The following is a 17172-nucleotide window of genomic DNA, read 5'->3' on the forward strand; positions in this document are numbered from 1 at the left end:
GAAAACCCGGGACGCTTCAAACCGTAGAACACCAGTATATGGTCGGCCATGATCATCTCCCATGCATAGCGATTGAGGTGGCCGCAGTGCGGTTCAACGTCAACCTCCGAGGCGGGCTGGAAAGCCATGCCGCCCCATTACTGAAGTTTTCAAGGTCACTTGCCTCCACGGTTGCAACTGCGCCGCCCGGTGGCGCGAGCGACAGTTGAAGCGATAAATTTGGTCTCACGCTTTTCGTGGAGCATTTTTACGTTGTTCATGCCATTGCCGTCCTGCCAGATGAGTGCCCGCTAGGCCTTCGTTTCCCCAACTAAATTGATAGGGTGGGATTTCAGCTTCCCACCAAATTGCGGCAGCCCGACTGCGGTTAGTGATTGAATAATTCTACGACTACGATCGATGCTCCCCCCATGGCTAAAATTGGAACGCGTTGCAGCCGCGGGCCATATTGCTTGTATGAGGGGGAAGCGTACGTCCCTACTGTTCGGAGGGATCTGCAAAGTCGCTCTCGCCTTCTCGCAAGCGGAATGGCCACAACAGACCCGATTTGCAGCCCGGTACTCCATCTGCGGTGATGACGTCGATCAGCATGGACCCGAGTTTCTCTCCCAGTGCATGGAGATCCAATGAGAAGCAGGTGAGTGGCGGATCGAGCCCCATACATGCTGGCGTGTCTCGCGATCCGATAACGGCGAAATCCATACCAGGCTGAAGGCCCCGACCGCGAAGCGCGGCATAGATGCCAACTGGACCGTTCTCGCTCATTGCGAAGGCGGCCGTTGGTGGATCATCCAAGTCCAGGAAGGCATCCGTCGCAGCGGCACAAGCCACGGGATCGATATCGCCAACGTAGATAAGTTGCTCGTCAGGTGTCAGTTGGGCCGCCTCCAAAACCTCACGATATGTGTCTATGACGATGCTGCTGAAATTTACATCGAGCCCGGGGGTGATCAGAGCGATGCGACGGTGCCCTTGGCCGATCAGGCGGCTGACGGCGTTACTGATCAGCTGCTGAAAATCAAGATCGAGCCAAGGATAGCCGCTGGGATTGCCAGTTCGGCCAAAGGCGACGAAAGGAAGCTGGCGAGCCGCGAGAAGTTCGACTCGCTCGTCATGTCGCTTAATCTCGGCAAGTAGCCAAGCATCGGCAATACCCCGCCCAAGGCTGCGGCGCAGATGCTCCAGTTCGTTCTGATCGTGGCGGACCGGCAGCACAATCAACTCATAGCTGGCACGTTCGAGATGACGTTGAAGCCCACCCATCAGCGATAGGAAAAAGGGGTCGCCATAAGCGCCGCTCTCAGCGGTGACGGGCAGGATAAAGGCGACGGCTCCGGTCTTTCCTCGCCGTAGCGACCGGCCTGACTGGTTTGGAGTGTAGCCAAGCCGCGCCGCCGCCTCAATCACCCGGCGACGGGTCGCGGTGCTGACATCGGACGCGTCGTTAAGCGCGCGAGACACTGTGCCGATGGACAGGTTCAGGTGCTGAGCGAGGCCGCGGATATTCATGAGTTTCGATCTGGCAAGATGAGCGGCGCAAAATGCAAGCGCAAAAAGCAGATTGATCTCACGAGCTTCATCCGTAAACGTTTACGGAGCAACGGCGAGTAGCGGTTGCGAGCGACGACGGCAGGGAGATGGCATGCGGGTCAAATATCGAGGCAGGCTGAGGGCGGCGTTGTTGCTCATCGGATCGGTTATTACTCCCTTGCTAGCTTTTGATGGCTTGCAGGCTGCGCCCGCTGCTGACACGGGGCTGGATACGCGGGGTCACCTGCAAAGCGTGCTGTCCGGCCCTGAGAGCGGCTTCGCCTTCACGCGCCTCGCTCAAGGCGTGCAAATCCGTGTCGGCGCCATCACCAAAAATCTGATTTTCTATGGTCCCGCTACGCTTCGCGTGAATGCCAATCTGGGCGAAAACTATTGGACCGCGCCTAGCTTGGCGGTGATCGCCAAGCCGCAGGCCGTGGCTTTCACCATTTCGGAAAACGCCGACACGCTGACGATCAGGAGCGCGAAACTGCGTCTCGAGGTAAGCAAGGCGAACGGCGCGCTGCGCTTCTACGACGCGTCGGGCAAGCTTTACACGCAGGAGAATGCCGCCGCGCCGCAGACGCTGGCGAAGCGAACCATATCCGGCGCGCCGACGCTGGAGGCGAGCAACAGCTTCACGCTTCGGCCGGACGAGGCGATCTATGGCCTGGGTTTCCACGGCACCGACACGAGCAACCGCCGCGGCAAGGAATTGCTACTCGTGCAGACCAATGTCGGCATCGTCATCCCGATGCTGATGTCCTCGCGCCGCTATGGGGTGCTTTGGGACAGCTATTCCCAAATGCGGTTCAAGGACGATGCCAACGGCGCATCGATGTGGGCCGAAAGCGCGCCGGGCGGCGTGGACTATTATTTTATGGCCGGCGAGACCCCAGATGCGGTCGTCGGGGCCTATCGCGATCTGACCGGCCAGGCACCCATGTACCCCAAGCAGGCATTCGGCCTGTTCATGAGCAAGGAGCGGTACAAGACCCAGGCACAACTAATCGACGTCGCGCGGAACTTTCGCAAGGACGGCTTCCCGCTCGATTATATCGTGCAGGACTGGCAATATTGGGGGTCGGACAAGGACGGCAGCTGGAGCGGGATGACCTGGGATCCGACGCGCTATCCTGATCCCGCCAGCATGGCGCGTGACGTGCACGATATGCACATGAAGCTGATGGTGTCGATCTGGCCATCGATCGGCAATGATACGGCGCTGGCAAAGGAACTCGACGGCCACGGCCTGCGCTTCGAGCCGTTGCACTGGATTTCGAAACATGCGCGCGTCTACGACGCGTACAGCCCGTTGGGCCGGCAAATCTATTTCAGGCACATCAAGTCAGGATTGCTGGACAAGGGCGTCGACGCGCTATGGATGGACGGCACCGAGATTGAGGTGTCGAGCGCGATGTGGAATGCGCAGGACAATATTCGCGACACCAAGGCGCTGGGCAAAAACGCGCTGGGCGACTTCACCCGATATCTCAACCCCTATTCGCTGCTCACCACGCAGGGCACCTATGACGGGCAGCGTGCGACTAGCGACAAGCGCGTGTTCACGCTGACCCGATCGGGCTGGGCAGGGGCGCAGCGGACCGCGGCAGCGTCTTGGAGCGGCGACATCTATTCCAGTTGGAAGACCCTGAAGCAGCAGGTGGCGGACGGGGTCAACGTGACGGTGACCGGCAACCCCTATTGGACGCAGGATACGGGCGGCTTCTTCGTCGCGGATTTTCCCGGCGGGGAGAAGAACCCCGCCTGGCGCGAGCTTTATGCCCGCTGGCTGCAATTTTCGGCCTTCAATCCGATCATGCGGATTCATGGCACCAACGTCGAGCGCGAACCCTATCTGTTCAAGGCGACGGACCCGGTCGTCTATGCCTCGCTGCTGAAGTCCACACAGCTGCGCTACCGCCTGCTGCCCTATATCTACAGCCTGAGCGCCAAGGTGACGTCGGACAGCTATACGCTGATGCGGCCGTTGATGATGGATTTCCCCGACGACCGCGCGACCGACAGGATCGACGACAGCTTCATGTTTGGCCCCGCGATCCTGGTCCATCCGGTGACGCGCGCGATGTACCACATCCTGCCGCCGCCCGCGGCGACCATCCCTTCGGAGTTTCTGCGCACCCCCGAAGGCGAGCCGGGGCTTGCCGGGCAATATTTCGAGGGGGAGAATTTCGAGAGGCCCAGGAGCCGTTTCACTGACCTGAAGGTCGATCACACCTGGCCCGACCCGCCGCTGGCGGAGATTCCGGCGGGCCTCGCAAACCTCCAGCATTTCTCAGCGAAATGGGAAGGGACGATCACCGCGCCCGAGGACGGCGAATATGAGATAGGGCTGGAGGGCAATGACGGCTTCCGCCTGAGGTTGGACGGTAAGACGGTGGTCGAGGATTGGGCGGCAGGTTCCGCACGCTATAAGGGCACCACGACCTCGCTGCGCAAGGGCGAGGCGGTAAAGGTCGGGATCGACTATTATCAGGTCGACGGCAATCGCGTGCTGCGCCTCGCCTGGCGTCGCCCTGGCGAGCGGCAGGCGATCAATGGACCCAAGCCGGCGCTGGACGAGAGCGTGGAAACCTATCTGCCAGCAGGCGCAGGATGGTATGACTTCTGGACCAACGAACGGTTCGAAGGCGGTCGCCGCGTAATGCGCCAAACGCCGCTGGATCTGGTCCCGCTTTATGTGCGGGCAGGATCGATCCTGCCGATGGGTCCCGAAGTCCAATATGCGACGCAGGACCCGGGCGCAGCCTATGAGGTACGCATCTACCCCGGGGCGGACGCGCGCTTCACCCTCTACGAGGATGACAACGAAACCTACGCCTATGAAAAGGGCGCTCGCGCCACATATGATCTAGCATGGAACGATGCGACGAAGACACTGAGCGTGGGTGCGCGCAAGGGCAGTTTCCCAGGGATGACGCCCCGCCGCGACCTCAAGCTCGTGCTCATGACCGACATCGGCAAAGGCGGCATGGACGTGCTGCCGGCAACCAAGGTGATTTCCTACACTGGCAAGGCGACAAAGGTGCAGTTCTGATGAGACGGTTACTTCACTTGTTGCAGGTGGGCCTTCCCGCGCTTTCCGGTATCGCCATCACTCTGCCGGCCATTGCTCAGCCTGGCCCGCCCATCATCCAGACCCGCTTCACCGCCGATCCGGCCCCACTGGTGCATGATGGCGTCGTCTATCTCTACACCAGCCATGACGAGGACGATGCCAACGGCTTCGAGATGCGAGACTGGCTGCTCTACAGTTCGACCGACATGGTCAACTGGACAGACCGCGGAACGGTCGCATCGCTCAAGACCTTCCAGTGGGCGGTCCAAACAAACGATGCGTGGGCGCCACAGGTGGTCGAGCGTGGTGGGAAATTCTACCTCTATGCCCCGATTAGCGTGGCGGGATCGCCGAAGAACGTCATCGGGGTGGCCGTCGCAGACAAACCGGAAGGGCCGTTCGTCGATGTGCTTGGCAAACCGCTGATCGCCGCTCAAGATGGCTTCATCGATCCCACGGTCTGGATCGATGATGACGGTCAGGCCTATCTCTACTGGGGCAACCCCGACCTCTGGTATGTCAGGCTCAACAAGGACATGATCTCCTATTCCGGACCGATCACCAAGGTTGATCGCATCCTCGATTATCAGGAGGGGCCGTGGTTCTTCAAGCGCGACAATCGCTATTATATGGCCTTCGCATCGACCTGCTGCTCCGAAGGGATCGGCTATGCGATGAGTGACAAGCCGACCGGGCCTTGGACCTACAAGGGTCCCATCATGGATCATGATGCGCGCGCCACCGGCAATCATCCCGGCATCATCGACTACAAGGGTGGTTCTTATTTGTTCGGCTTCCACTATGAACTGAACTTTGCGGTAACGCCGATCCATCATGAACGGCGATCCGTGAATGTGGCCAAGTTCAGCTACAATGCGGACGGCACCATTCCTAACCTGCACTGGTGGGATGTGACCAGCGCGCCTCAACTGGAGCCGCTCAACCCCTATAAGAGAGTTGAGGCGGAAACGATCGCGTGGACATCCCGGATCAAGCGCAATCGCGATCGAGTATATGCTTGGGTGCCTGGGGTCACGACTGCAGGCGATCCGCAACACAGCATCTACGTCACTCGCACGCTCGACCGCACCTTCGTCAAGGTTGCAGGGGTGGACTTCGGCTCAGCCGGGGCAAGTCGCTTTTTCGCAACCGTTGCGAACGGCGCGCCCGGCTCGGTCATGGAACTGCGCCTGGATCGCATCGACGGCCCGGTGATCGGAACGCTTCACGTCGGCAACGCCGATGTTGGTGGCCAGTGGCAGGAACGTGCAACGCCCGTCAAAAACGCGATCGGCACCCGTGATCTCTATTTCATCTTCAGGGGTCCGGGCGATCACCCGCAGTTCGATTTCGATCACTGGCGCTTCGCAAGATAACCCTCCGCCGCCTTAGCGGAGGCAGCGTACCTTGCTAAGAGTGCAAGGGGCAGCTTTCAGGATCGCCAACCCTTCGCCGAACGACCGCTCGTAAAGCGCAAAGCCGGACGGCTGGTTTGCGCGACCCAATGGCGGGTTTCTACGAAAGCCGACGCTCGCATCTACACAACGAATGTCTTGAATTGGTCGGGATAGGCCCGGAGAATACCAGATCGTCATACCCGAAGCGTTTCTTCGATGGCCGCTCTGGCCATTGGAGAACGATCATGGAGATGTTTGAAACCGCACCCACCGCCACCAAGCGTCAAGTCTGGAATGCCGGAAGAACCGTCGGCGCGAAGCGTGCGCTGAAACCGAAGCAGATATGGGAGATCCGGTTCTACCTCAATCAGCACCGCCGCGTGCGAGATCGGGCGCTATTCGACCTGGCGATCGACAGCAACCTTCGAGGCTGCGACTTGGTGCAGATGAAGATCGGCGACCTTGTCAGCGGCGGGCAAGTTCGAACGCGGGCTATTGTCATGCAGCAGAAAACGGGCCGACCGGTTCAGTTCGAGCTGCTTCCAGACGCTCGCGCCAGCCTGCTGACTTGGCTCGAACGGCGGGGCGGCACGGTGGATGACTACGTCTTCCCTAGCCGGGTCGATCATGATGGCCATCTCAGCACCCGCCAGTACGCCCGGCTTGTCGATGAATGGGTGACAGGGGTCGGTCTAATGCGAAGTGAATATGGCACACACTCGCTCCGCCGAACGAAGGCATCGATCATCTACAGGGCGACTGGCAACTTACGTGCGGTCCAAATCCTCCTTGGCCATAGCAAGATCGAGAACACGGTCCGCTATCTCGGGATCGATGTGGAAGATGCACTTGCCCTTGCCGAGAACACCGAGATTTGATCTGTTGGCTCCTCGCTCCGGCGAGGGGCCAACCTTGCGGCGCATGGGACATTCCTGCCGGTCGGCGCCGCGACTGCGAACGTCCGGTTACGCCGCCACCGGCCATTCGTGGTCCCGCTTAATCCGTTTCCCCAAGGTCCGGGCTGGTGGACAAGTACGAACCCGCTGGCGCGGAAGTGGCGCCTGACGTTGAAGTTGCGCAGTTCACCCGGACGCGCTCCATTGGTTGAGCGCTGCTTTTCATAGGCAGACCCTCAAGACTCCTTTCAGTGATGAGGAGTCGACCAGTGACCAACACCCATTCCGATGATCCTGTCACGACGCTGCGCCAGCGGCTGATCGAGGACATGAACCTGCATCGCCTGTCGCGGGCCACCCAGCGCAACTATCTGCGTGACGTGGCGCGGTTCGCAAGCTGGCTGGGCCGACCGCCGGACACCGCGACCGATGAGGATCTGCGCCGATACCAGATCAAGCAGAGCCAGACCGGCCATGGCGCGCCGGCGATGAACGCGGTCGTGTCGGCGCTGCGCTTCTTCTACACGCGCACGCTCGACCGTGCCGATCTGACCCGCAAGCTCTATCGGGTGAAGCATCCTCGCGCATTGCCGACGGTGCTCAGCCGCGAGGAGGTTGCCCGGATGCTGGACGCAACGGCCAGCATCAAGCACCAGGCGATCCTGTCGGTGGCTTATGGCGCGGGCCTGCGCGCTTCGGAGGTCACCAAGCTCAAAGAAGTGCGCGATATCGACAGCGAGCGGATGCTGCTCCGGGTGAAGTGCGGCAAGGGTGGTCGACACCGCAATGCCATGCTGGCGGGCGATCTGCTCCTTCTCCTGCGTAAGTGGTGGAAGATCGGTCGCCGGGAGGGTGTGATGCATCCCGGTGGCTGACTGTTCCCGGGTCAGCATTGCCTCAAGCCCATCTGCTACCGGCAGGTCCACCGCATCGCCGCCGAGGCAGCCCATGCGGCGGGATCACCAAGCGCGTCGGTCCGCACACGCTGCGCCACAGCCCTTCGACTGCCTGCTAAGGCAGGCGCTCAGGAGAGACAGCAAGCGGCGGCAGCGCGCGCTCGAAGTCGAGCGTCTTGGCGGGGGAGAGCAGCGCAATCATGTGGCAGCGGTAGCGACCGCGGACCCTCGCGTCAAAACGTCACGGCCTGCTATTGTGGTCGCTTGGAAGTCCTTGGCTTGCACCACTGTCGAAGATGAACTTAAGGCAGCTTTCGAGCATCGTTTTTTCGGTCGCGAATGACCGAATGTGAGCGGGAAGCCAGTATCGACCTTATGTGCAACGTTCGATTATCGGCTTTAAAGGTCGCGAGCCATTTCCCGAGCCTTGGCAAAGATACTTAGAAATTCACTCTCAGTCAGACGGCCGATGGCAAGAAGGTTTTCGACGAGGAAAGCCGGCGTGCCGCGGATACCAAGACCAAAGGCAAGATTGGCGTCCTGTTGCAAGCGGCTCATAAATGCCTTGCGCTCATGTTTCAGGTCATCCGCGGCCTGTTCCCTATCGGCCCCGACATCGTTGGCGATATCGCGCAGCACTGCCTCGCTCAGCGGCTTGTGCATTGCCATCGTGCGGTCGTGATAGGCGGAATAAAGACCCTGTCGGTCCATTGCGAGGCCGACCAGGGCGGCGCGCTCCGCCATCGGCCCGAAGAAAGCGAGATCGCGATACTCAATTCGCACATCACCGTCATGCTTCACGGCGGCTGCAAGAACGTGCGCGGTCACCTTGCAGATCGGACAGAGGAAATCATTGAACGCAACGATGGTCACTGAGCCTTCTGGATTCCCCGCCGCACGGCTCGTTCGCTGGGCAGCGGTGGTTAGCGCTCTGCCGTTTGATGACATGTCACGAGCTAATGGCGCGTTTTCGCGAAGTATCCGGCTGCCGAGCCACCCCACTCCGGCAAGTCCGGTTAAAACGGCAAAGTCGCGGCGGCTAAATGCCTTGCGCCGGGGTACATCGGCCTGATCGGGCGAAACGTCAGTTCGCACCATTGCTCGATTTCCGGACACGATGTGATGGAAAGCGTAACACGGCGGCAAAACCGGCATCATTCATACGAAACTCCAGAACGCCTTGTGCGGGAGCGATTGCTGCCTCTACGATCGAAAGACCAAGTCCGGTGCCGCCCGACATGGCGCGAGGGCCACGTTCGAACCGACGGCGCACACGCTCAACCTCGTCCGCCGCGATGCCTGCGCCACCATCGATGATACGCAGCTCCAATCCATCGTTCGCGGCGCATTCGATCCGCACCGGGCCGGAGCTCCCATGCTGCAGAGCGTTCTCTACCAGATTGCCCAGCGCCAGGCGCAGGGCTTCGGCATCAATGGCAAGTTCGACATTGCGGAGCGTACAGGAGGTGACGATTGGCCGATCGCTCGCCGCGGCGAGATGCGCATAGTCGCTGGCGACGCCGCTCACCACGTCATTTACATGGGCGAAGCGGTTGGCCGGTTCAGCCTCTCGCCCCTCCTGCCGGGCCAGCTCCAGCAGCTGGCGCACTAGGCGACTGGTGCGATCCACCGAGATAGCAATCCGCTCCAGGGCATGATCTCGCATGGCCGGGTCAGTGGCGCGGCGGGCCACTTCCGCCTGGGTTTTGAGTCCAGCCAGCGGCGTCTGAAGCTCGTGCGCCGCGTTGGCCACGAAGTCGCGCTCCGCCCGTCGCGCTGCCTCGAGACGGTTGAGCAGATCGTCCATTGCCTGCACCAGCGGCCTCAGTTCTTCGGGCACGGGGTCGACGGCGAGCGGTTCAAGGCTTTGCGGCGAACGCAGCTCGATTGCGCGGGCAATACGGGCCAGCGGTGAAAGACCGCTCCGGACGCCAAACCAAAGCAGCATTGCGAGCGCAACCAGTCCAACCGCTGCGGGCAGCAGCAAGCCCAACATCAGATCGTTGACCAGATGCTGGCGGACCGCCAGACTGTCGCCGACCATCACTCTGATGCCGCGCGCTGCGTCGACATGCGTATAGACGCGCCACTGTTCATCCCCGATCTGGCGACTTGAGAGGCCGGGTGCGCCAGCAGCCAATGGCGCATCGGGCGCGCCGGCTGACTGGCCGACCAAAGCGCCGTCCAGCGACCAGATCTGGCAAGACAACTGCCGGGAATACGGCGCCGGTGCCAGTCGCCGCGCCGGCCCGCTGGCGGGAACGTCGAGCGCAGCGACCATGCGCGCCGCCTCTATCAGCCGACCATCAAGCACCCGCTCCACTTCCGCCCTTGTTGAAAAACTCGTCCAGCCAGCCGCCCCCGCCCAGACCAGCATGGTCACGCCGAGGACGAGGACGAACAGGCGGATCCGCAACGCGGTCATGATCGGGTAATCCGGTAACCCTCTCCACGCACCGTTTCGATGCTGCTCCGACCGAGTTTGGCGCGGAGCTTATGGATATGTACTTCCACAGCGTTGCTTTCGATTTCTTCCTGCCAGCCATAAATGCGATCTTCTAGCTGACTGCGCGACAGCACGTGTCCCGGGCGTTCGGCCAAAGCATGCAGGATCGCAAACTCCCGGCGAGAGACGGTGATTTCCTCGCCATCCAGGGCCACCGATCGACGCGCTTCGCTGATTGTCAGCGCACCCAGTTCCAAGTCGCCGCTTGAACGCCCGCTGGCCCGACGCATGATCGCGCGCAGACGGGCGGACAGTTCGGTAAGGTCGAAGGGTTTGCCCAGATAATCGTCTGCACCGCGATCAAGTCCGTCGACCCGATCCGTGACCATATTGCGCGCTGTCAACAACAGTACGGGCGTCTCGACGGCAGCCCGTCGCCATTCAGCGAGCAGATCGAGACCGGACCCCTCTGGCAGGCCAATATCAAGCACGACGCCGGCATGATCTCCGATTGCGGCGCGCGCATCGGCAAGACAGGCGACCGCATCGACCTCGAACCCTTCAAGGCCCAGCCCAGCCACGATACCGTCGCGCAGCACGTCATCATCCTCGACAAGCAGTATCCGCATCTCTGCTCCTTTCCCTGCTCACCTTACCGCTGCCTTAAGCCCATTGCTAAGCCTGCCTTAAGGAAGGGTAGTGAGGAGAACCCCAATGGATGGCGTCATACAAATCGGCCCACTTGCCATGGCGACAGACCGCTTGATCGCCGTTGCCGCGATCTGGGCGTTTCTGGCAATCGCGGGCGTGATTGCGGCGCGGCTGGATAGTGCGGCAATGCGAACGGGATGGGCGGCCTTGCTGGCCGCACTGCTTGCAGCGCGCATCGGCTTCATTTTTGGCAATCTCGATGCCTTCACCGCCGAACCCTGGACCATGCTTGCAATCTGGCAGGGCGGCTTTTCCGTCTGGGCAGGCGCTGCGGCAGCGCTGATCGTCATCGGGGTCATGCTGGGGCGCAAACCCGCAGGCCTCGCACTGATCGCCACGGTCGGCGGCCTCGTTCTGCTCCATCTCGGTGCAGCTGCCCTGATCGCACCGGACGTACGGCCGATGCCACGCCTGACAGTGACTAGCCTTGAAGGCAGACCGGTCGAACTGGGCATCCCGGGGCGACCGATGGTTATCAACCTGTGGGCCACCTGGTGTCCACCGTGCCGCCGCGAAATGCCGATGCTGATCGACGTGGCGCGGAGTTCCGAGGTTCCGGTCCTGCTCGTCAATCAGGGTGAGGACGCTGCGGCGATCCGTGCGTTTCTGGCCACGCAGGGCCTCGCCGACGGAGCAATCCTGACCGATCCGGGCGGCGGCTTAGGCCAAGCAGTCGCATCCGCTGCGCTTCCAACCACCCTGTTCGTCAACGAGGCGGGCGAAATCGCCGGCCTCCATGTCGGCGAGATATCCCGGCCGGCGCTGACCGCCGGGATGCGTGATCTGCAAAGGACCCAATAAGATGAAGAAACTCCCGATCGTAGCTGGCATCGGAATGGCCTCGCTTCTCGCCGGCGCCGTAGCGCTTTGGAGCGGTGAGGTCGACCCGGCGCAAGCTCGCCAGTCGTCGAGCGACACGCCCAGCGCAGACGCTCTGCGTATCCGCTCGCAGATTCAGAACGATTCTGCCGCCCCGACCATCGCACCGCAGGGCTATGATGTCACTGTCGTGGTATTCGCCGACTATCAATGTCCCTTTTGCCGCAAGCTGCACCCGTCGCTCGAAGCGCTGGTGAAGGAAGACCCCACGGTGAAACTGGTCTTCCGCGACTGGCCGGTCTTTGGCACTGCGTCCACCGAGGCCGCGCGGGCGGCCATCGCCTCCAAATGGCAGGGCAAGCATGCCGCGCTCAACGATGCGCTGATGAAGACGACCGGCAAGCTCAGTTCCGCAAGTATCCGCTCCGCAGCAGACAAAGCAGGCGTGGATTGGGCGAAATTGCAGGCCGACCTCACCGCGCACAAAGCGGAGATCGACGGTGTGCTGGATCGTAATAGCCGATACGCCGCGATGCTGGGTCTTCAAGGAACCCCGGCTATGCTGATCGGGCCATATCTGATTCCGGGCGGCGTTGATCTGGGTGGGTTGCGTGAGGCGGTGTCACTCGCGCGGCGCGACCCGAACGGAACTGCATCACAATGAAGGCGTCGGCCAAGACGATGATGGGTCGACTACCGGGCCTTGCGACAAGGCTTTTTTCCCTGTTCGTAGCCGCTTTGCTCAGTCTCGTGCCCGGACCGTTAGCCGCCCAGGGGACGGCAAATATCGATGCGTCGTTGCTGGCCGAATCCAGTTCGCCAAAGCCCGGCACGACAACGCGCATCGCTATCCGCATGGTGCCACGCACTGGCTGGCATGGCTATTGGGTCAATCCAGGCGACAGCGGGCTCTCGGTGGAGGCGAACTGGACCGTGCCGGACGGCGTGACCATCGGAGAACTGCGCCATCCTGCGCCAGCTCTGCTCAAGCTCGCGGGGCTGGCAAGCTATGTTCACAAAGGCGCTTTCACGCTCCTGACGGATCTGACCCTGGATGGCGATATTGCTCCGGGCACGGCTATCCCGCTGCGCGCCAACCTCTCATGGCTTGCCTGTTCGGACAAGATGTGTGTCCCCGAACGCGCCACGCTTGATCTGCGACTGACAGCGGGCGATGGAATAAACAATGCAGCTGCGGCGCCGGTATTCCAAGCCGCTGAGGCGGCGCTGCCTGTTGAAGGCAGGCTTAAACTGTTGGTCGGACGGCAGGGTGGAGACTGGCGCTTCGACATTGATGGCGAATCCAATCTCGACGCGTCGTCTGTGCGCCTGTTTCCCGCACAGGATGGCTGGTTCGCGGCATCGGCGCCGCAGAACGTCACGCACCGGGGGAACGGATGGCGCGTGACTGTCGCCGCATCGGACAATGATGCGCCAACGCCTTCAGATTTTCGCGGCGTGTTCACCGATGGCAAGCGCAGTTTCGCGCTGATGGCTTCCGGTGCCCGCGACCCCCTCAGGGCCGAGGTACCTGTAGAACAGTCGGCACCAGCCTCCGCAGCAGTCGATCTCCCCGCCGCCGCGGAGAAGGCCGCTCCGGCGCAGGGTTCCACGCACGCCGCATCAGCCGACACGCGCGCGTTCAGGGTCGCGCTGGCCGGCGCGATCCTTGGCGGGCTGCTGCTCAACCTAATGCCTTGCGTGTTCCCGGTCCTGTCGCTCAAGGCACTGAGCCTCGCTCGATCCGGCGCTGACCGGCACACTGCGAAAGTGGAAGGACTTGCCTATTTTGCCGGGAGCGTAGCGACGACCACGGCGCTCGGCGCGATATTGGTGGGAGCCCGCGCGATGGGCCATGACATTGGCTGGTCTTTCCAGCTTCAGGATCCCAGGATGATCCTGCTGCTGATGCTTTTGTCGCTGGCGATCGCGCTCAATCTGGCTGGCCTGTTCGAAGTGAGTGCTCCCTCTCTTTCCGGCAATTGGCTGACAAAGAAAGGCGGTCTCGGCGCATTTGGCACCGGTGCGCTCGCTGCGCTGAGCGCGACCCCCTGTAGTGGCCCGTTCATGGGCGTCGCGCTGGGCGCTGCACTTGTTCTGCCGGTGCCCGCTGCGCTGGTGGTCTTTGCAGGCCTGGGTCTTGGTATGGCGCTCCCCTTCTTGCTGATCGCCTTCGTTCCCCGGCTTCAACGCTGGCTGCCGAAACCCGGCGCGTGGATGGAAACCTTCCGCCGCATTCTTGCCATTCCGATGCTGCTGACCGCGATCGGACTGGCCTGGGTTCTGGGGCGGCAAAGCGGAGTCGATGGGCTGGCGATGGGCTTGCTGATCGCCGCGCTGGCTGGGGTGGGATTATGGTGGGTGGGTTTGCGGCAAAGCGGGGGGCGCCCTGCTACGGTAGGACTGGCACCGGTGATCGCGGCGCTGCTATTTGCGGTCGCGGTAGAACTGCCACGCCCGACCGCCGCGACGGCTTCGGTGGACACCGGACCACAAGTGTTCAGCGAAGCGCGCTTCGCTGAGTTGCGCGCCCACGGCGTACCGGTATTTGTCGACTTCACAGCAGACTGGTGCCTCGTCTGCCAAGTTAACGAGCAAGTGGCGATCGACCGGGCGGACACGCAAGCGGCATTCGCAAAAGCTGGGGTGACGATGCTCGTCGCCGACTGGACACAGGGCGATCCAGCAATCACGCGCTTCCTGGCGAGCCGGGGCCGCAATTCGATCCCCTATTATCTCTTCGCACCGCCCAAAAGCCCGGTTCGGGAGTTGCCGCAGATGTTGAGCAGCGAGATGCTGATCAGGCTAGCCAATGAGTCGGAAGAAAACACATGACGAACATTTGCAACAGATTGCGCCTCCTCGGGAGCGCTGCGGTATTGGCTGCCTGCGTGCCCGCATCCGCTCAAGTTCTGAGGCCCCCGGCGGTCGCGGACTATGGCGTAATTGCGCCCATGGCGGAGGTCGCCAACCGTCCCGCCGCAACGGACGATATGCGTGCTCTTTTCGAAATCACCGGCGAGGCACGTGGACCAAAAGGGGTCAACCGCAGTCTCGACAGGGTCGCACGCTATCTCAATCTGCTCGCGTCGAGCGGCGTGACGGCCAAACCGGGCGACATAAAGGTCATCATCCATGGGCCGGCAACATCCCTGATCTTGCGGGACGAAGCCTATCACCAGCGGTTCAAGTCCACGAACCCCAACACGCCGCTTATTGCCGCGCTCGTGCAGGCGGGCGTTGAGATCCATGTCTGCGGCCAGGCGGTCGCCGGCCAAAAAATTGCGCGGGAGGACATCAATCCGGCGGTCACAGTCGACCTTTCCGCGATGACCACACTGGTCCTGTTGCAACGCCAAGGCTGGCCCCTCGTTTCGGACTGACGGTAACCGTCGTTGAGGCGCAAAACCAACACAAGGAGAGAATTATGCTGCTGGAGAAGATCAAGACGCCTGGCCTTTCCCACCTGTCCTATCTCGTGGGATCGGACGGACAGGCGGCAGTGATCGATCCGCGTCGCGACTGCGCCATCTACCTGGAGAAGGCGCGCGCAGCGGGGCTCGAGATCACTCATATCTTCGAGACCCATCGCAACGAAGATCTTGTGTCTGGCGCGCCGGTTCTCGCCGGCATGACGGGCGCGAAGGTGCTCCATGGACCGAACCCGGAACGGCCCGTCGTCTATGCGAAGACGGCACGAGAGGGTGATTGTTTTGCCATCGGCCAACTGAAAATTCGGGCGATGGAAACACCCGGCCATACTGATGACCATCTGGCCGATGTGCTGTTTGATACCGCCTATCCAGACAAGGCAGTGGGCGTGTTCACGGGGGATGCGTTGTTCGTGGGCGATGTCGGGCGCACCGATTTCTATCCAGACCGGCGCGAGGAAGTGGCCGGGCTGCTGTTCGATTCCCTCCGCAAGTTGCTGGCGCTCGGTGATCAGGCAATCATATATCCGGCGCACGGTGCCGGCTCTGTCTGCGGATCAGGCATGGCCGATCGCGAGTTCTCCACCATCGGGCATGAGCGGCTCAACAATCCGCGCCTCCAGATCACGGATCGCGAGGAGTTCATTCGGTTGAAAGTGAACGAGAACCACTATCAACCGCCCTATTTCCGGCTGATGGAACGGCTGAATGTGGAAGGGGGCAGTGCGCCGCCGCCCGTGATGCGCCCCCGCCGCCTTTCGCTCGCGCAGGCAAGGGACTGCAAAGCGGACCACCTGGTCGATATCCGCGAACCCATGGCCTATGCCTCGGGCCATCTGCCCGGCGCGATGAGCCTTCCCGTGGATATGATTTCCGCCTTTGCTGGCTGGTTCATCCACGAAGGGGAAAGCGTCGCCCTGATCGCTTCAGATGAAGATCAACTAGCCGCCGCGCTGGAACATCTGGTGCGGATCGCGCTGGATAATGTGGTGGGTGGCTATGTCGGCATGGTGCCCGCTGCCGCGAAAGGCGTAGCTGTGCAGCAGACACCCATGATCGACACAAACGAAGTCGAAATCCGTTTAGGTGGTGCTGAAGGGTGGACGTTGCTGGATGTGCGCGATGCAGACGAACGGGCCAAATCTGCCATCGACGGATCGCACCATATCTATGTTGGCCAGCTTAACGATCGTTGGCAGGAACTGGACAAGAATCGCCATTACACCCTTATGTGCGCCAGCGGCATGCGCGCGACGGTCGCCGCAGGGTGGCTGGCCAGCCGCGGTTTCGAGAAACTCGACATCTATCTCGGGTCGATGGGCGCATGGAAGGCAGCGCATGACTGATCGTATGGATTCAGCCGCATTCTGGGACAGTCGCTTCGCTTCGGAAGATTATGTGTTCGGAACCGAGCCCAATGCATTTTTGCGCCGCGAAGCCGGTCGTTTGCCGCAAGGCGGGCGGGTGCTGGCCGTGGCCGATGGCGAGGGGCGCAACGGGGTCCATCTGGCGGAACAGGGGCTGGACGTGACCGCGACAGACATATCCGCCGCCGGATTGGCGAAGGCGAGCAGGCTGGCGCAACAGCGTGGCGTTTCTTTGACGCTGAAGCAGGTCGATCTGGCCGCCTACGACTGGCCAGAGGCTGCATTTGATGCGGTCGTGGCGATCTTCGTGCAATTTGCCGATCCCTCGTTGCGGGCCAACATGTTTGCCGGGTTTGCCAGAACCTTGCGGCCCGGCGGCATTCTGCTGCTGGAAGGCTATCGCCCGGAACAGCTGGAATATGGCACAGGCGGGCCGAAGGCAGAAGACAACCTCTATACCGAAAGCATGCTGCGCGAGGCTTTTGCCGGATGGGATATTGTTTCCTTGCAAAGCTACGATGCAAATATTCGCGAAGGCAGCGGCCATGGCGGCATGTCCGCGCTGATCGATCTGGTGGCGCGGCGGCCCGAGTAATCGCA

Annotated in this window: 13 protein-coding genes and 1 pseudogene; 10 read left to right on the plus strand and 4 right to left on the minus strand. The window is 61.6% G+C overall.

The window, feature by feature from the left end; translation table 11 throughout:
• Positions 1-477: 477 nt before the first annotated feature.
• The gene (locus B2V90_RS14315) at positions 478-1509 is read right to left on the minus strand and encodes a LacI family DNA-binding transcriptional regulator (RefSeq protein ID WP_293921867.1); all 1032 of its coding nucleotides are present in this window, start codon (positions 1507-1509) and stop codon (positions 478-480) included.
• Between the two features lie 133 nt (positions 1510-1642).
• Here B2V90_RS14315 and B2V90_RS14320 point away from each other — a divergent pair, with 133 nt between their 5' ends.
• The 4 genes and pseudogenes from B2V90_RS14320 to B2V90_RS14335 all read left to right on the plus strand — a co-directional run.
• A complete protein-coding gene (locus B2V90_RS14320; RefSeq protein WP_293921870.1) occupies positions 1643-4588 on the plus strand; it encodes a TIM-barrel domain-containing protein in 2946 nt (981 codons plus the stop codon).
• Positions 4588-5985 (plus strand): glycoside hydrolase family 43 protein, encoded by a 1398-nt coding sequence (locus tag B2V90_RS14325; RefSeq protein WP_293921873.1) that lies wholly within the window; start codon positions 4588-4590, stop codon positions 5983-5985. Before B2V90_RS14320 ends, B2V90_RS14325 begins: the two co-directional genes overlap by 1 nt.
• 266 nt (positions 5986-6251) lie before the next feature.
• Positions 6252-6884: a tyrosine-type recombinase/integrase gene (locus B2V90_RS14330; RefSeq protein ID WP_293921875.1), complete on the plus strand. Its 633-nt coding sequence runs from the start codon at positions 6252-6254 to the stop codon at positions 6882-6884.
• A gap of 272 nt (positions 6885-7156) precedes the next feature.
• A pseudogene (locus B2V90_RS14335) lies at positions 7157-7908 on the plus strand (tyrosine-type recombinase/integrase); the annotation flags it as partial.
• Positions 7909-8197: 289 nt separating this feature from the next.
• On the opposite strand, the gene B2V90_RS14340 reads toward B2V90_RS14335, so the two are convergent.
• Genes B2V90_RS14340 through B2V90_RS14350 form a run of 3 tightly spaced genes read right to left on the minus strand, consistent with a single transcriptional unit; the run spans position 8198 to position 10873 of the window.
• Positions 8198-8896, minus strand: a complete 699-nt coding sequence (locus B2V90_RS14340; RefSeq protein ID WP_293921878.1) for a DsbA family protein — start codon at positions 8894-8896, stop codon at positions 8198-8200.
• Positions 8883-10223 carry an ATP-binding protein gene (locus B2V90_RS14345; protein ID WP_293921881.1) on the minus strand — a complete coding sequence of 447 codons (1341 nt, stop codon included), beginning with the start codon at positions 10221-10223 and terminating at the stop codon, positions 8883-8885. Before B2V90_RS14345 ends, B2V90_RS14340 begins: the two co-directional genes overlap by 14 nt.
• Positions 10220-10873, minus strand: coding sequence for a winged helix-turn-helix domain-containing protein (locus B2V90_RS14350; RefSeq protein ID WP_293921884.1), 654 nt, complete (start codon positions 10871-10873; stop codon positions 10220-10222). The genes B2V90_RS14345 and B2V90_RS14350 overlap by 4 nt, the downstream gene beginning before the upstream one ends.
• 85 nt (positions 10874-10958) lie before the next feature.
• Here B2V90_RS14350 and B2V90_RS14355 point away from each other — a divergent pair, with 85 nt between their 5' ends.
• The 6 genes from B2V90_RS14355 to B2V90_RS14380 all read left to right on the plus strand — a co-directional run bounded on the left by B2V90_RS14355 (position 10959) and on the right by B2V90_RS14380 (position 17167).
• Positions 10959-11756 carry a TlpA family protein disulfide reductase gene (locus tag B2V90_RS14355; RefSeq protein WP_293921887.1) on the plus strand — a complete coding sequence of 266 codons (798 nt, stop codon included), beginning with the start codon at positions 10959-10961 and terminating at the stop codon, positions 11754-11756.
• A 1-nt stretch (position 11757) separates the two neighbouring features.
• Positions 11758-12438, plus strand: a complete 681-nt coding sequence (locus B2V90_RS14360) for a DsbA family protein (protein ID WP_293921890.1) — start codon at positions 11758-11760, stop codon at positions 12436-12438.
• Complete coding sequence (locus B2V90_RS14365) at positions 12435-14609, plus strand: protein-disulfide reductase DsbD family protein (protein WP_293921892.1); 2175 nt, start codon at positions 12435-12437, stop codon at positions 14607-14609. Before B2V90_RS14360 ends, B2V90_RS14365 begins: the two co-directional genes overlap by 4 nt.
• A 119-nt stretch (positions 14610-14728) precedes the next feature.
• Positions 14729-15157 (plus strand): DsrE family protein, encoded by a 429-nt coding sequence (locus B2V90_RS14370; RefSeq protein ID WP_293921894.1) that lies wholly within the window; start codon positions 14729-14731, stop codon positions 15155-15157.
• 44 nt (positions 15158-15201) lie between these two features.
• Positions 15202-16551 (plus strand): MBL fold metallo-hydrolase, encoded by a 1350-nt coding sequence (locus B2V90_RS14375; RefSeq protein ID WP_293921897.1) that lies wholly within the window; start codon positions 15202-15204, stop codon positions 16549-16551.
• Positions 16544-17167: a class I SAM-dependent methyltransferase gene (locus B2V90_RS14380; RefSeq protein WP_293921900.1), complete on the plus strand. Its 624-nt coding sequence runs from the start codon at positions 16544-16546 to the stop codon at positions 17165-17167. Before B2V90_RS14375 ends, B2V90_RS14380 begins: the two co-directional genes overlap by 8 nt.
• Positions 17168-17172 lie beyond the last annotated feature (5 nt).

The sequence above is a fragment of the Sphingobium sp. UBA5915 genome, assembly GCF_002431195.1.
Classification (GTDB): domain Bacteria; phylum Pseudomonadota; class Alphaproteobacteria; order Sphingomonadales; family Sphingomonadaceae; genus Sphingobium; species Sphingobium soli.

Bases quoted from the DNA above. Each gene is read 5' to 3' on its own strand.
- B2V90_RS14315 (WP_293921867.1), bottom strand. From the start codon at position 1,509: ATGAATATCCGCGGCCTCGCTCAGCACCTGAACCTGTCCATCGGCACA.
- B2V90_RS14320 (WP_293921870.1), top strand. From the start codon at position 1,643: ATGCGGGTCAAATATCGAGGCAGGCTGAGGGCGGCGTTGTTGCTCATC.
- B2V90_RS14325 (WP_293921873.1), top strand. From the start codon at position 4,588: ATGAGACGGTTACTTCACTTGTTGCAGGTGGGCCTTCCCGCGCTTTCC.
- B2V90_RS14330 (WP_293921875.1), top strand. From the start codon at position 6,252: ATGGAGATGTTTGAAACCGCACCCACCGCCACCAAGCGTCAAGTCTGG.
- B2V90_RS14340 (WP_293921878.1), bottom strand. From the start codon at position 8,896: ATGGTGCGAACTGACGTTTCGCCCGATCAGGCCGATGTACCCCGGCGC.
- B2V90_RS14345 (WP_293921881.1), bottom strand. From the start codon at position 10,223: ATGACCGCGTTGCGGATCCGCCTGTTCGTCCTCGTCCTCGGCGTGACC.
- B2V90_RS14350 (WP_293921884.1), bottom strand. From the start codon at position 10,873: ATGCGGATACTGCTTGTCGAGGATGATGACGTGCTGCGCGACGGTATC.
- B2V90_RS14355 (WP_293921887.1), top strand. From the start codon at position 10,959: ATGGATGGCGTCATACAAATCGGCCCACTTGCCATGGCGACAGACCGC.
- B2V90_RS14360 (WP_293921890.1), top strand. From the start codon at position 11,758: ATGAAGAAACTCCCGATCGTAGCTGGCATCGGAATGGCCTCGCTTCTC.
- B2V90_RS14365 (WP_293921892.1), top strand. From the start codon at position 12,435: ATGAAGGCGTCGGCCAAGACGATGATGGGTCGACTACCGGGCCTTGCG.
- B2V90_RS14370 (WP_293921894.1), top strand. From the start codon at position 14,729: ATGGCGGAGGTCGCCAACCGTCCCGCCGCAACGGACGATATGCGTGCT.
- B2V90_RS14375 (WP_293921897.1), top strand. From the start codon at position 15,202: ATGCTGCTGGAGAAGATCAAGACGCCTGGCCTTTCCCACCTGTCCTAT.
- B2V90_RS14380 (WP_293921900.1), top strand. From the start codon at position 16,544: ATGACTGATCGTATGGATTCAGCCGCATTCTGGGACAGTCGCTTCGCT.